The sequence below is a fragment of the Microtetraspora malaysiensis genome (assembly GCF_050947145.1).
Lineage (GTDB): Bacteria > Actinomycetota > Actinomycetes > Streptosporangiales > Streptosporangiaceae > Microtetraspora_A > Microtetraspora_A malaysiensis.
Genome location: NZ_CP191998.1, coordinates 5098228 through 5112299 on the forward strand (window position 1 = coordinate 5098228; position 14072 = coordinate 5112299).

At 69.5% G+C, this 14072-nt stretch carries 13 protein-coding genes; 3 read left to right on the forward strand and 10 right to left on the reverse strand.

Features of this window, described 5'->3' with window-relative positions:
- Nucleotides 1-427: 427 nt before the first annotated feature.
- Nucleotides 428-1699 (reverse strand): IS701 family transposase, encoded by a 1272-nt coding sequence (locus ACQP1V_RS24215; protein ID WP_433425931.1) that lies wholly within the window; start codon nt 1697-1699, stop codon nt 428-430.
- A gap of 249 nt (nt 1700-1948) precedes the next feature.
- Between ACQP1V_RS24215 and ACQP1V_RS24220 the strand changes: the two genes are divergently transcribed.
- Nucleotides 1949-2332: a VOC family protein gene (locus tag ACQP1V_RS24220; RefSeq protein ID WP_387416965.1), complete on the forward strand. Its 384-nt coding sequence runs from the start codon at nt 1949-1951 to the stop codon at nt 2330-2332.
- 324 nt (nt 2333-2656) lie between these two features.
- Here the strand turns inward: ACQP1V_RS24220 and ACQP1V_RS24225 are convergent, their stop codons facing one another.
- From ACQP1V_RS24225 to ACQP1V_RS24260, 8 genes are all read right to left on the reverse strand, one after another.
- Nucleotides 2657-3352: a class I SAM-dependent methyltransferase gene (locus ACQP1V_RS24225; protein ID WP_433411984.1), complete on the reverse strand. Its 696-nt coding sequence runs from the start codon at nt 3350-3352 to the stop codon at nt 2657-2659.
- A gap of 366 nt (nt 3353-3718) precedes the next feature.
- A complete protein-coding gene (locus ACQP1V_RS24230) occupies nt 3719-4903 on the reverse strand; it encodes an acyl-CoA dehydrogenase family protein (RefSeq protein WP_387416963.1) in 1185 nt (394 codons plus the stop codon).
- On the reverse strand, nt 4900-5931 hold the full coding sequence (gene dmpG / locus ACQP1V_RS24235; protein WP_433212594.1) for a 4-hydroxy-2-oxovalerate aldolase: 1032 nt from the start codon (nt 5929-5931) through the stop codon (nt 4900-4902). Before dmpG ends, ACQP1V_RS24230 begins: the two co-directional genes overlap by 4 nt.
- 30 nt (nt 5932-5961) lie before the next feature.
- Nucleotides 5962-6870 (reverse strand): acetaldehyde dehydrogenase (acetylating), encoded by a 909-nt coding sequence (locus tag ACQP1V_RS24240; RefSeq protein ID WP_387416961.1) that lies wholly within the window; start codon nt 6868-6870, stop codon nt 5962-5964.
- Between the two features lie 10 nt (nt 6871-6880).
- Nucleotides 6881-7681 carry a 2-keto-4-pentenoate hydratase gene (locus ACQP1V_RS24245; protein WP_433411986.1) on the reverse strand — a complete coding sequence of 267 codons (801 nt, stop codon included), beginning with the start codon at nt 7679-7681 and terminating at the stop codon, nt 6881-6883.
- A gap of 138 nt (nt 7682-7819) precedes the next feature.
- Nucleotides 7820-8878: a 2Fe-2S iron-sulfur cluster-binding protein gene (locus ACQP1V_RS24250; RefSeq protein WP_433411988.1), complete on the reverse strand. Its 1059-nt coding sequence runs from the start codon at nt 8876-8878 to the stop codon at nt 7820-7822.
- Nucleotides 8875-10554 (reverse strand): FAD-binding protein, encoded by a 1680-nt coding sequence (locus tag ACQP1V_RS24255; RefSeq protein WP_433411989.1) that lies wholly within the window; start codon nt 10552-10554, stop codon nt 8875-8877. The genes ACQP1V_RS24250 and ACQP1V_RS24255 overlap by 4 nt, the downstream gene beginning before the upstream one ends.
- Nucleotides 10551-11420, reverse strand: a complete 870-nt coding sequence (locus tag ACQP1V_RS24260; protein ID WP_433212609.1) for an alpha/beta fold hydrolase — start codon at nt 11418-11420, stop codon at nt 10551-10553. Before ACQP1V_RS24260 ends, ACQP1V_RS24255 begins: the two co-directional genes overlap by 4 nt.
- Nucleotides 11421-11659: 239 nt before the next feature.
- On the opposite strand from ACQP1V_RS24260, the gene ACQP1V_RS24265 reads away from it, so the two are divergent.
- Nucleotides 11660-12223, forward strand: coding sequence for a flavin reductase family protein (locus tag ACQP1V_RS24265; protein ID WP_433212612.1), 564 nt, complete (start codon nt 11660-11662; stop codon nt 12221-12223).
- A gap of 18 nt (nt 12224-12241) precedes the next feature.
- Here the strand turns inward: ACQP1V_RS24265 and ACQP1V_RS24270 are convergent, their stop codons facing one another.
- Nucleotides 12242-13057, reverse strand: a complete 816-nt coding sequence (locus ACQP1V_RS24270) for an IclR family transcriptional regulator (RefSeq protein WP_433411991.1) — start codon at nt 13055-13057, stop codon at nt 12242-12244.
- A 380-nt stretch (nt 13058-13437) separates the two neighbouring features.
- Here ACQP1V_RS24270 and ACQP1V_RS24275 point away from each other — a divergent pair, with 380 nt between their 5' ends.
- The gene (locus ACQP1V_RS24275) at nt 13438-13974 is read left to right on the forward strand and encodes a hypothetical protein (RefSeq protein ID WP_433411993.1); all 537 of its coding nucleotides are present in this window, start codon (nt 13438-13440) and stop codon (nt 13972-13974) included.
- The last annotated feature ends 98 nt before the right edge of the window (nt 13975-14072 follow it).

Genomic DNA, 14072 nt, shown 5'->3' on the forward strand with positions numbered 1-14072 from the left:
GGCGCGACAGCAGCACGCCACCCGAAAGCATCATCTCTTCGCACCTCCGCTCCCGGTCTGACGGACGACCCTCTGCGAGAATATCGCTCACGCGTTCGATAGGCAACTTTAAGTAGTCACTGATGTACTATTTGTGAGCACTGCGGACGACATTCCGTTTGGCTGGTATTCGCGAGAGGCGGAGCGACAGCATTCGTCGAGGCGCACGCGGGCCTCGCCGGAAGAGGCCGAGGAAGGCGGTGACGGCGGAGGCAATGGCCGCAGTGCGGAGGGGTGAAGGCAATAGCCGCGGGCCGGAAGGGGCGGAAGGCGTCGACGTGCGGCCCGGACGCCGGACGCGCTCGGCTCGGGAGCCCCACCGAAGAGCCCGCAAAGGGTGACAGGTACCGGAGTGGGCGCCTTCTAGTACTCCAGTGACACATTGAGATCATGGCTGGGATCTGCGCTGGTAGTGGCATCGGCGGGCAATGGCTTGATGGCGGCGCCGCCAGTGGGACCAATGCAGGATCTCCTCGATCCGATGGTGTCGGGTGGCGGCCAATAGGCGGCGGATCTCGGGCATCGTCAAGGGAAGGTGCTCTTCGTTGCCGTCGGGCTGGGATGCGGCCAGGGCCGCGAGGAAGGCCAGGGCGAGCATTGCCAGAGTGATGTGGCGGTGCCAGCCTTCCCAGCTGCGGACCTGGTAGTGGTCCAGCCCGACCTGGCCTTTGGCGGTCTGGAAGGCTTCTTCGACCGCCCACCGGGTGCCGGCGATGCGCACCAGGGTGAGCAGTGGCGTCGGCCGGGGTGCGTAGCAGCGGTAGAAGGCCAGTTCACCGGTGGTCAGGTTGCGGCGGATCAGCAGCCATCGGTGACCGGGCCGGTGTGTGTCGATGCGTGTCCAGGCCCAGGCGTACCAGCGGTGTCCCTTGGCGCCGTGCCCGGCACTGTAGCGGTGCCAATGCGCATCGGGGACGTGCGCGGCGATCGCGGCAGCCTCCCAGTCGATGCCCTCGCACCTCACCCGTAACGTGCCCGCGATCGCCAGCACATACCCGGACTGCCGCTCTTCCAGCAGCGCACGCAGGCTCGGGTCCTGGCCATAGACCTCATCACCGGTCACCCAGGGTGCGTCGATCCCGGCGTCCAACGCGGCGGCGATCATGTGCGCGGCCAGGGCGGGTTTGGTGGCGAACGCGATCTCGCCCGGTACACCGGCGGATCGGCAGCGGGGCTGGTCGGCCAGCCAGGACTGCTCGGGCAGGTAAAGACGGCGATCGATCAATGCCCGCCCGCGTGGGGTGGCATAGGCCAAGAACACGCCGACCTGACTGTTTTCGATCCGGCCTGCCGTACCGGTGTATTGACGTTGCACTCCGGCCGATCGGAAGCCCTTTTTGAGGAAGCCGGTCTCGTCGACGATCAGGACTCCATTGCCGCCGAGGTGTTCGCTCACGTAGTGGCGTACGTCATCGCGTACGGCGTCGGCGTCCCAGCGTGCGGTCCGCAGCAGGCGTTGCATGGTTTGAGGGCCGGTCAGCCCTGCTTGCTCGGCCAGGTTCCAGCAGTTCTTCCGCTCGATGTCGGACAGCAGGCCCCGTACGTAGGCATTCGCTGCGCGGCGCGGCTCGATCCGGCTGAACCGGTGTGCGATCCGCTTCATCAGGTCGTTGAAGGTGACGATCCAGCGGTCAGGGTCTACGCTGGCGGCCACGGCCATCACGCGATCTTCAGGTGTCTTCACAAACTCCGAATGATCACGTGGTGGCCGTTCGCATGCCACCTCAACAGCGAAGATCGCGAAGTGTCACTGGAGTACTAGAAGGCCACTGAAGATCTTGCTCGCGTGCGGTGCTCTTGCCTGTAGCCAGGGCGCGTATCGAAAGTGCCACCATGCGCCTGAGTGTGTGCGCGAAGGCTGAGTGCAACTCGGTGGCGTCTGGAGTGGAAGTCAGGAAGGCTTGCCCGCATGGTTTCGGTACTGCAGAACGTGGCGATTGACTGTGCGGATGCCTACGAGCTGGCCCGGTTCTGGAGCAGAGTGACCGGCCGTCCACTGCATCCGGAGGACAAACCGGGCGACCGGGAGACTCAGGTACTGCTGGCGGAGGGCCCAGTGCTGTACTTCAACCAGGTGCCCGAGCCTAAGAAGATCAAGAATCGGATCCATCTGTGCTTGCGCCCTGAGACCTCGCGTGAGCAGGAGGTCGAACGGCTGCTGGGCCTCGGTGCCACCTTTGTCACCGATCACCGGAATCCTGATGGCTCTGGCTGGGCAGTCCTTGCCGACCCTGAAGGCAACGAATTCTGTGTTCTTCGCAGCGATTCCGACCGAGCCGCGACGAGTTCCTGAAGCTCACGCGCCATCCTGGCCGGTTTCGCATGGCTGCTGGTCACCGCCACTCGTTGATGGCTGCGATGCGAACGATCGCCTCGTACCGGACCGCGAGTTTGTCGTACCTCGTGGCCACGGCTCGGTGCCTTTTGGGCGGTTGTCAACAACGCTCAAAAACGGGCTCTGGCATCAGTTTCGTGACGTCCACACACGTAAGGGCTGTATCTGTGCAGCGACAGGGCGACCTTGGCCGGGGCGTTCGGTCAGTGTGGCGCCCCGGAGCCGAACGCCCCGCCGAAGGCGATTGTTTCTATGACGTGGGATGGAGTTCGTAGATTGCGATCAAGAGCGTTTTAGCTTTACCGCGAGGAAAGACGGCGCTTGGTGAAGCTTGTTGTAGGCGGCTTCGTCGATCTCCCGAAGGCCGGCCGTGGGGCGCTGCTCGATCAGCTGCTCCAGCACGAACCCTGCGGCCAATAGCTCGCCCAGGAAGGTCTCCAGGGGCAGGCGCTGGTAATGGATCGAGAGCTTGCCGTCTCCGAGAGGCAGGTCTCTCCAGTCGTGGCTGAAGTACGAACCTCCGAAGTGGCGCCAATCGGCTGTGGGATGGGTGGTCGACACCAAGAGCCATCCACCTGGCCGCAGGACGCGGCGTAGTTCACCCAGCAGTTGAACACGGTTCCTGACGTGCTCGTACACGAGGGCGCAGACCACCCCGTCGAAGGATGCGTCAGCGGTAAAACCGAGTGGCTCCTCCAGATCATGGAGAAGTAGTTCTGCGTGGCCGTTCACGCGCGCTCGCGCGTGGCGCAGCAGGGTGGCGCTGCCTTCGATTCCGACTACCTGGGCACCGCGGGCCAAGAGCTCGGCCGCGTAGTGGCCTGCTCCACAGCCGACATCCAGGATTCTGGCCCCGGAGACATCGCCCGCGAGTTGAAGCATTGCCGGTCTGTCGGTGTAGGCGTTGTAAGGGCTCGTCTCCGCATGTTCGGCGAAGTGATCGCCGAGTGCGTCATGGTAAGCGGTCGCCTTGCGCATCGGGACATCATGGCGTGGTCGCCAGTCGGTCGCCATTGAGTTCCAGGTGAGCCGGTGGATGGCGGCGTGACGTGCAAGCCGAACAGACGGGGTCGTCCCGGAAGCCATCCGGAGCCCTTTGGCATTTCTCCGGCTGCCTCCGGCCCACGAGACCGGCCGAAAGTGCCCTGCGATGTGGGAAAACGTCGCCAAGGTCATCGCATGCATAGAAATACGGCTGCCAGCGACACATGGCTGCATGGGCCCGGAAAGCAAAAGAGCCCCCGGAGGGGCTCTGAGCTGCCGTTATGGCTGCCGACAGGTCCAAGGTTCGAGCCGACGGTTATGGGAGCCGTCGGCCTTTTCCCGCCGAGCGTTGCGGAGGGGTCAGATCATGGAACGCATCGGGCCGTGCGGCGGCTCGATGTCGAGCTGGGTCAGTGAGGACACGTGGAAGACCGAGCCGGGCACGTGGATGGCGTGCGCCAGGCCCATGTGCGCGTCCCGCCAGAAGCGCTGGATGGGGTTGTCCATACGCATGGCGTTGCCGCCCGAGCGGGCGACGATCTCGTCGACCGCGCGCACCGCGCGCCAGGCCGCCGCGACCTGGGTCCGCCGGCCGACCGCGCGCTCGTCGAAGGTGACCTCGCGGCCGGAGGCGACGATGTCGTACATCCGGGAGGCATTGTCGAGCAGCGCCGAGCGGGCCGCCGCGATCTCGGCCGCCGCCTCGCTGATCGCGTACAGCACGTACGGATCGTCCTTGATCCTGGTGCCGGTGACCTGCACGCGGCCCCGCTGGTACGCCATGTGGTGCGCGAGGGCGCCCTCGGCGATGCCGATCACCGAGGCGGTGATGCCGAGGGGGAACGCGGCGGAGAACGGCAGGTGGTAGATGGGGTTGGTCAGCCCGGCCTCCTTGGCCGCGGAGCCGTCCACGACCTTGGTGTACTGCAGGGTGCGGTACTCGGGGACGAAGGCGTCCTTGACGATGATGTCCTTGCTGCCGGTGCCGCGCAGGCCGACGACGTCCCAGGAGTCGTCGACGATCTGGTAGTCGGACCGGGGCAGAATCAGGTGCATGGAGACGGGCGGCTGGGCGGGCTTGCCCTCCTCGTCGCCGAGGAAGCCGCCGAGAAAGATCCAGTCGCAGTGGTCGGTGCCGGACGAGAACTGCCAGCGGCCGTTGAAGACGTACCCGCCGTCCACGGGCCGGGCGACGCCCATCGGCGCGTACGGGGAGGCGATCCAGGTGTCCTGGTTCTCGCCCCAGACCTCCTGCTGCACCCTGGGGTCGGCGAACGCCATCTCCCAGGGGTGGACGCCCACCACGCCGGCGACCCAGCCGGTCGAGCCGTCGAGACTGGCGATCTTCATCACGGTCTCGGCAAAGTCCCGGGGGTGGAACTCGAGGCCGCCGTGGGTTTTCGGCTGGAGCATCCGGATGACGTTCGACTCGCGCAGCACCTTGGCCGCCTGGTCGTCGAGTCTGCCGAGGGCCTCGTTCGAGGTGCCGAGGGCGCGCAGTTCCTCGGCACGCTGGTTGATCGCCTCGAGTACCTGGTTGGTCATGCTTTCTCCCGCTTCCCCGCGAGTGCGACTGCGATTTCGATGAGCTGGTCTTCCTGTCCGCCGACGAGCTTGCGCCGCCCGGCCTCGATGAGGATCTCGGCGCCCGAGACGCCGTACTTCCTGGCCTGGCGGTCGGCGTGTTTGAGGAAGCTGGAGTAGACCCCGGCGTAGCCCATGGTCAGTGAGAGCCGGTCGAGCAGGCACTCGCCGTCCATGATCGGGCGTACGACGTCCTCGGCGGCGTCGATGATCTTGAGGATGTCGATGCCGGTGCGGATGCCGAGCTTCTCGGCGACCGCGGCGAACGCCTCGACGGGGGTGTTGCCGGCCCCGGCCCCGAACCTGCGGGTCGAGCCGTCGATCTGGAGCGCCCCGGCGCGTACGGCGAGCACCGAATTGGCGACGCCGAGGCCGAGGTTCTCGTGGCCGTGGAAGCCGACCTGGGCGTCCGGCCCCAGCTCGGCGACCAGGGCAGCGATGCGGTCGCCGGTCTGCTCCATGATCAGCGCGCCGGCGGAGTCGACGACGTACACGCACTGGCAGCCGGCGTCGGCCATGATGCGCGCCTGTTTGGCGAGGACCTCCGGCGGCTGGCTGTGCGCCATCATCAGGAATCCGACGGTCTCCAGGCCGAGGTCCCTGGCCAGCCCGAAGTGCTGGACCGAGATGTCCGCCTCGGTGCAGTGGGTGGCGATCCGGCAGACGGCGGCGCCGTTGCCGGCCGCCTCGCGGATGTCGTCCTGGACGCCGAGGCCGGGCAGCATCAGGAAGGCAATCTTGGCGCGTTTCGCCGTCTTGACCGCCGCCTTGATCAGCTCCTGCTCGGGCGTGTGGCTGAAGCCGTAGTTGAAGGACGAGCCGCCGAGGCCGTCGCCGTGCGTGACCTCGATGACCGGCACCCCGGCGTCGTCCAGGGCCGCGACGATGGAGCGGACGTGCTCGACGGTGAACTGGTGCTGCTTGGCGTGCGACCCGTCGCGCAACGACGAGTCGGTGACCCGGATGTCGAGGTCGGCGCTGTAGGGCATGGAAGGGCCTCCTTGGACGGGTGAGGCGGACTAGGACGGCACTCGTGCGGAGACGACGCGCTGCGCGAAGCCCTCGCCGACCTTGGTGGCGGCGGCGGTCATGATGTCGAGGTTGCCGGAGTACGGCGGGAGGAAGTCCCCGGCGCCCTCCACCTCCAGGAAGACCGCCACCCGGGCCAGCCCGCCGCTCACCGGCGTCGGGTCGTCGAACTGCGGCTCGGCGCGCAGCCGGTAGCCGGGCACGTACGAGGCGACCGAGGCGACGACGTCGTGGACGGACGCGGCGACGGCGTCGCGGTCCGCGTCCTCGGGGATCGAGCAGAAGACGGTGTCCTGCATGAGCATCGGCGGCTCGGCCGGGTTGAGGATGATGATCGCCTTGCCCCGCCGCGCGCCGCCGATCGTCTCGATGCCGCGGCTGGTGGTCTTGGTGAACTCGTCGATGTTCGCCCGAGTGCCGGGGCCGGCCGACGGAGAGGCCACGCTGGCCACGATCTCGGCGTAGGCGACCTCGGTGACCCGGGAGACCGCGTGCACGACGGGGATCGTGGCCTGGCCGCCGCAGGTGATCAGGCTGACGTTGGGCGCGTCCAGGTGGGCGCCGAGGTTGACCGCGGGCACGACGGCGGGGCCGAGCGCGGCCGGGGTCAGGTCCACGGCCTGGATGCCGAGGGCCTGGTACTTCGGCGCGTTGACCTTGTGGATGTACGCGGAGGTGGCCTCGAAGACGATGTCGGGACGCTCGTCCTGGGCGAGCAGCCAGTCGGCGCCCTCGGCCGAGGCGATCAGCCCGTGTGCCTCCGCCCGCTTGAGGCCGGGGCTGTCGGGGTCCACCCCGATCATCCAGCGCGGCTCGATCAGGTCGGAGCGCAGCAGCTTGTACATCAGGTCGGTCCCGATGTTGCCCGAGCCGACGATGGCGGCGGTCGCCTTGGTCACTGTCTCACCCTCATTCGAATCGAGCGGTCACGGAGCCGAGGCCGGCGAACTCGGCGCGGAAGGTGTCGCCGGGGCGGGCGTCCACGGCGCGTGTGCAGGATCCGGGGAGGATCACGTGCCCGGCTTCGAGCTTCACTCCGAAGGAGGCCACCTTCCTGGCCAGCCACGCCACCGCGGTGGTCGGGTTTCCCAGGACCGCGTCCGTGTTGCCGCGCGCGATCTCGGTCCCGGCCGGGGAGCCGTCCATCGCGTACAGCACGGCCTCGATGCCGGACGGGGCCAGGTCCTTGGGGCTGACCCGGGCCGCGCCGAGGAGCACGCCCGCCGAGGACGCGTTGTCGGCGATGGTGTCGGCGAGGCCGATCTTCCAGTCGGTGATCCGGCTGTCGATGAGCTCGATGCTCGGCACGATGTACTCGGTGGCGGCGAGCACGTCCTCCTCGGTGCATCCTTCGCCGGGCAGCCCGGCACCGAGCACGTAGCCGATCTCGACCTCGATCCGCGGGTAGCAGTACGCGGCGGCCTGGATGGGCGTGTCCTCCGACAACACCATCGTGTCGAGCAGGTGCCCGTAGTCGGGCTCGTCGACGCCCATCATGCGCTGCATGACCAGGGAGGACAGCCCCACCTTGTGCCCGTACACGCGGGCCCCGCCGGCGAGGCGCCTGCGGATGTTGACGAGCTGGATCTCGTACGCGTCGACGACGTCGATGCCCGGGAACGACTCGGTGAGCGGGGCGATCGGTCTCCGGTCCCGCTCAGCGGCCCACAGTCGCTCGGCCGCGGCCACGCGTTGTGCCGCCTCCAGCATCCGCTTCCTCCTGGATCGTCGGGGATCGTCGGGCCGGGCCCGTCCGGGCGGGCTCCTGTGTCAAAGGTTCCAGTCGTGGTTCGCCGGTCGCGCCGCCTCTCCCGCTGAGTGGGAGTCGCGCGGCGCGCGTCCGGGAGGTCACGCGTCGAAGGTGACCCGGAGCCGCTCGCTTACCGGGATCGCCTGGCAGGCCAGGATCAGGCCGTCGGCGAGGTCCTGCCGGTCGAGGACCGTGTTGTGCTCCAGCGTGACCTCGCCCTCCAGGAGGACGCAGGCGCACGCGCTGCACGAGCCCTCGCGGCAGGAGAAGGGCGCGTCCAGGCCCGCGTCGAGCAGCACGTCGAGCAGCTTGTTCCCCCTGGGCCAGGTGACGGTGCGCGTCTCTCCGTCGAGCTCGACCTCGACCTCGCTCACCGGGCCCTCGTCGTCGATGACGACGCCGGGGTCGGCGAACGGGTCCCCGGCGAGCGAGGTGAAACGCTCCACGTGCACCCGGCGCTCCGGCACGCCGAGCCGGGCCAGCACCGCGACCGCAAGGTCCATGAACGCCTCGGGGCCGCAGACGAACGCCTGCCGATCGGTGTACGGCCGGGCCAGCGCGGCGATCCCGGCGGCCGTCGGGAGGCCCTGCACGGACTCCAGCCAGTGGACGACGGTCAGCCGGTCGCCGTACTCGGCGCAAAGCGTGATCAGCTCGTCCCGGAAGATCACCGAGTGCTCGTCCCGGTTGGCGTAGATCAGGGTGACCGCGCCGGCCCCGCCGTACAGGCAGGACTTGAGGATCGACATGACCGGCGTGACGCCGCTGCCGCCCGCGAAGAGGAGGAAGTCCTGGTCGAGCGAGTCGGGGGTGAACGTGCCCGACGGCCGCAGCACGTCGAGCGTGTCGCCCTCGGCGACGTTGTCGCAGATCCAGTTCGACGCGTAGCCGTCCCGCACCCGCTTGACGGTCACCTTGAGCTTCTCGCCGCGCACCGGGGAGCTGCACAGGGAGTAGCAGCGCGCGACGGCGCCCTCCCCCGTGCCCTCCCCCGTACGCTCCCCATCGGCCGGCACCCGGACGGTGAGGAACTGGCCGGGGCGGTAGGCGAACCGGTCCCGGCCGTCCTCGTCGGGTTCGAGCACGAGCGAGTGCGCGTCGGCGGTCTCCCGGATGACCTCGACGACACGCACCCGCAGGGGGCCCGGCTGGGTCATGCGCGGGCCCCGGTGACTCCGGCGGCGTGCCGGGCGGCGATGTAGCCGAAGACGATGGACGGGCCGATGGTCGCGCCGGGCCCGGCGTACTCGTTGCCCATCACCGACGCCGACGTGTTGCCGGTGGCGTACAGGCCGTCGATCACCGTGCCGTCCTCGCGCAGCACCCGGCTGTGCTCGTCGCAGACGAGGCCGCCCTTCGTGCCGAGGTCACCGGCCTCGACACGGAACGCGTAGAACGGCGCCCGGTCGATCACGTCGATGTTCGGGTTCTTGAGGGTGGGGTCGCCGTAGTAGCGGTCGTACGCGCTGTCTCCGCGGCCGAAGTCCGCGTCCTCGCCACTCCTGGCGAAGCCGTTGAAGCGCTCGACGGTCTCGGACAGGGCGCCCGGCGGGACGCCGATCTTCCCGGCCAGCTCCTCGAGCGTGTCGGCGTGGAACGCGATGCCCGCGTCGTAGAACCCCTTCGGGATCGGCATGCCGGGCAGGATCTGCGCGAAGGGATAGCGGGCGCGCGCTTTGGCGTCCATCACGAACCACGCCGGGACGTGCCCGCCCGCGAGCTGGTCGTGGACGAAGTTCACGTACGGCGACGACTCGTTCGTGAACCGCTTCCCCTCCGACGACACGATGATCGACGGCGGGATGCAGCGTTCGGAGACGAGCGGGATCGTCGCCCCGGCCGGGTGCCGTACGGCGGGCATCCACCAGGCGTCGTCCATGAGGTCGAGGGCGGCGCCGAGCCGCTCGCCGGCCAGGATGCCGTCGCCGGTGTTCTCCCGCGCGCCCATGCTGTGATCGTCGCGGCCGCCCTCCGGCAGGTACTTGGCGCGCAGCTCGGGGTTGTGCTCGAACCCGCCGGTGGCCAGCAGCACGCCCTTCCTGCCGCGCAGCCGCACGGTGCGGGCGCCGCCGCTCGCGTCCCGGCGTTCGGCGACGACCCCGGTGACCGCGCCGCGCTCGTCGACGACCAGCTCGGTCATGGCGGTGCGCAGCCACAGCGGGACGCCGGCGTCCTTGAGTGCCATCCGCAGCCGGGCGACGAGCGCGCGCCCGCCGGTCGCCATGTGGCGGCGGCGGACCATGTTGGAGGACACCCGCCAGGCGGCCACGACCGAGGCCCACCGCCCGCGCCAGGTGCGCTTGACCATGGCCAGGTCGTGGTAGTCCTTGCTGGTGATCCAGAGGCCGAGCGGGCCCTTCATGCTGTTGGGCCGCTGGTACCTCTCGTCGTCGCCGAGCTCGCGGGTGTCGAACGGCTTCGGCTCGACCGAGCGGCCGAGCGGGCGGCCGCCCTCCAGCTCGGGGTGGTAGTCGGCGTACCCCTTCGTCCAGAAGAAGCGCATCCACCGGCTCCGGCCGAGCAGCTTCATCGCCGCCGGGCCGTTGTCCACGTACGCGTCGAGCCGCGCGGCGGGCACCCGGCCCGCGGTGAGCAGGTCGAGGTAGCGCCGGACCGACTCGCGGCTGTCGGCGTGGCCCTTCGCCCGCAGGGTCGGGTTGTTGGGGATCCAGACGCCGCCGCCGGAGATGCCGGTGCTGCCGCCGAACATCCGGCCCTTCTCGACGACCAGGACGGAAAGCCCGCACTCGACCGCGGTCAGCGCGGCCGTCATGCCGCCGCCGCCGCTGCCGACGACGATCAGGTCGTACTCGTCGTCCCACTCCGCGCTCATGCGTTGTCCTTGCGGGTGAGGAAGGCGAGCACGGCGCTCTCCCAGGCGGCCTTCTGCTCGATCATGACCCAGTGCCCGCAGTTGGGGAAGATGTGCACTTCGACGTCGGGGATGGTGCGCATCGGCACGATCGACATGTCCACCGGGCTGACCCGGTCGTCACGGCCCCAGGTGATCAGCGTCTTGGCCTTGAGCTTGTGCAGCATCGCCCAGTACGGCGGGGCGCCGGAAGCCGCGGCGGCGGCCTGGGTCGCGGCGAACGCGGCCCTGCCGTACATGCGGCGGGCGCCGGCGAGCGTGCCGGGGTCGGTGGCCTGGGTCCACCGCTCCTCGATCAGCTCCTCGGTGACCAGGGACGGGTCGTACACCATGGAGTGCAGCCACTGGACGAGCCGCTCGCGGGTGGGCTCCTCGGTGAACTCCATCAGCAGCTTGATGCCCTCGCCCGGACCGGGACTGTAGAGGTTCCGGCCGATGCCGCCGATCGTGACGAGGCGGCGGACGCGGTCGGGGTGGGCGATCGCGACCTGGGTGCCGACGATGCCGCCCATCGAGTTGCCGATCACGTCGACCTGGTGGAGGCCGAGCCCGTCGAGGAAGCGGATCACCGCCGCGTTCGCCGCGAGCATCGGGTGCTCGTCGGCCGGGTCGCTCACGCCGAAGCCGGGGAACTCCAGGACCAGGCAGCGGAAGTGCTCGGCGAAGACGGCGAGGTTGCCGCGGTAGTTGCGCCAGCCGGTGACACCGGGGCCGGAGCCGTGCAGGAGCAGCAGCGGCGGGCCGTCGCCGGCCTCGTGATATCGCAGGACGCCCTTGTCCGTCGCGAGCTCACGCATCGTCGACTCGTAGGTCAGTTCCGTGGTCATCGTCCGCTCCGGTCATAGGAATGTCAGCTTGCTGGGACGGTAAGCCAGCGGTCGTTTCCTACGCGCGGGCCGATCCCGATGAGCGAGACCGGGGCCGGTCCGTACGGCGCGCCTTCGCGGGGTGTTCGGCGGCCGGACCGGCCTTCCACTGATTGAGACGGACTTCTGCCCGGGGGGTACCGCGTCTTACGTTCGTTTCCAGAGCCATCACAATGGCCTTGACCGAATGAGGGGAAGCCATGACGACCGAGCCGCTCTCGACGGAGCCCGCCGATGTCGCTCCGCCCACGCCGCTGGAGCTGCGCCGCGCGATGGGAGCGTTCGCCAGCGGTGTCACCGTGGTGACCGGGATCGACGAGGGCGAGCCGGTGGGCTTCGCCTGCCAGGCGTTCTCCTCGGTGTCGTTGGAGCCGCCCCTCGTGCTGTTCTGCGCCGACCACAACGGCCGCGCGTGGCCCCGGATCCGCAAGTCCGGGCGGTTCTGCGTCAACGTCCTGGGCGAGGACCAGGTCGACGTCTGCCGCCGGTTCGGTTCGAGCAAGGGCCAGAAGTTCGAGGACCTGGACTGGGACCTCTCGCGGTGGGGCTCGCCGGCGCTGCGCGACGTGCTGCTCCGCGTGCACGCCGAGGTCGAGGACGTGCATGTGGCCGGGGACCACGACGTGGTGATCGGCCGGGTGCTCCAGGTGGAGACGGTCGCCGAGCAGCGTCCGATGATCTTTTTCAAGGGCCGGTTCGGCATCGACGAGGACGAGCCGCAGATCGCGCCGAACGTGTGGGGCTGGGGCGACCACTGGGGGTAGGCCCCCGCGCGGGGGCGGTCAGAGCCAGTCGCCGTTCTGGCCGGTCTCCATGAGCCGGTTCATGGTCTCGGACGACCAGGTCTGGTCCGGCACGGCCACCATGAGGCGGGCCCGGCGCGGGGCCGTGAGATCGGGGAAGAGGGCCAGCGACGCCTGCCGCGCGGCGTCGATCACCAGCGGCGCGACCTTCTCCAGCGGGGCGCGGGGCTCGCCGACGAGGGAGATGCTGGCGACGGGGCCCTCGTAGCCGCGGATCGCCGCGGCGACACAGGCGATGGTCGGGAAGCACTCCCCCCGTTCGAAGGCCAGCCCGTGCCGCTGCCGGATCCGGTGCAGTTCCTGGTGCAGGATGCCCATCTCGCCGATGGTCCGGTTGGTCATCCGGCTGATGGAGCCGCTGATCCGCGCCTCGACCTGCTCGGGTTCCAGCCAGGCGAGGATCGCCTTGCCCAGCGCGGTGCAGTGGGCGGGGGCGTGACCGCCCACGCGGGACGGGACCGAGGTGGCGAACCGGCCGCCGACCTTGTCGAGGTAGAACACCTGGGCGCCGTCGAGCACCGCGAGGTGGACGACCATGCCGGTCCTGATCTGCAGCTCGTGCAGCAGCGGTGCGGCCGCCTCGCGGATCTCCCCGTGGCTGCCGTCCCGGCCGCCGAGGCCGAGCGCCCGCTGCCCGAGGCGGTAGCCGAACGTGGTGTGCTCCAGCCAGTTCAGCCGGACGAGCTGGTCGAGGATGCGGTGCGCGGTGGAGCGCGGGAGGTGGGTGCAGCGCGCCACGTCCTCCAGGGTGAGCCGGGTCGAGCGGCCGGCGAAGGCGTCCATGATCAGAGTCATCCGCTCGACCATGGACGGGGGGAGCTCCCGGCGCGCCGATGCCGCGGCCTGTGCTGAAGGACTGGGAGCGGTCATGGAGTCCTCCTGGCCAAAACTGAAATGAATTCTTGTTACCGCGAATGTAGCAACGGGAAGCGCCTCGGGGAAGAGCGAGATCCAACCGCGAAACGTCCTCGGATGACCGGTTCCGGGCGGCCGGCGGGTCGTCACCTGTACCAACTCGGGCCCTCGACGGCCACCCGGATTCGCCCGATCCGCCCGATCCGCTCGCCAGGAAGTTCACCGGCGACTCCGCCGGCCACCGCACGAACCTCGGTGACGAGAGCGCATCCTGACCCGCCGGATACGGGGGTGGGGTGTGCCGCCGGTAGTGTGAGCCCGTGCGCACTCGGCGGGGGACCACCAGGAGCGCGGTCGCGGCGGTGCTGCCCAAGCTGGTTCTGCTCGCGTCCGTGCTGCTCGGCGTCGGCCTGAGCCAGGCCACCGCGCACCTGTGCGGGATGCCCATGGCGGGCTCGCCCCTGTCGCCCGGCCCCATGCACGGCCCCATGCACGGCATGGTCACGGCGCCCGCCGAGCGGCACGCGCCGCGCGGCCCGATGGCGGCGCCCCCGATCGCGTCGGCCCACCAGGCGGCGGCCACGATGACAGCCACGGTGGCGGAGGCGCACATCGAAGCACCGCACCAGGTGGCGGCCTCCCAGGCGGAGGGGGCCGGCGAGGCCACCCCCTTCGTGCTGTGCCTGACCGCGGTCGCCGCCGTGTTGGCCGCGGCGGTGCTGAGCCTGGTTTTCCGGTGCCGCTCTTCCGGCGGCGTCACCGGCGGGAGCGAGCGGCCCTCCCGGCTGCCCGCCGTCCGCGGGTCGCCGCCGTCCTTCGCTCTCTCACTGCGGCGCGTCACGGTCCTGCGCGTATAGAGGCTCCCGGGCCGGGCGGAGGTCGGCGGCCCTCAAGCCGCCACCTGCCCGGTTCCTCCTGGTCCTCTTCCCATCAGTGAACCGTGAGCGGAATTTCC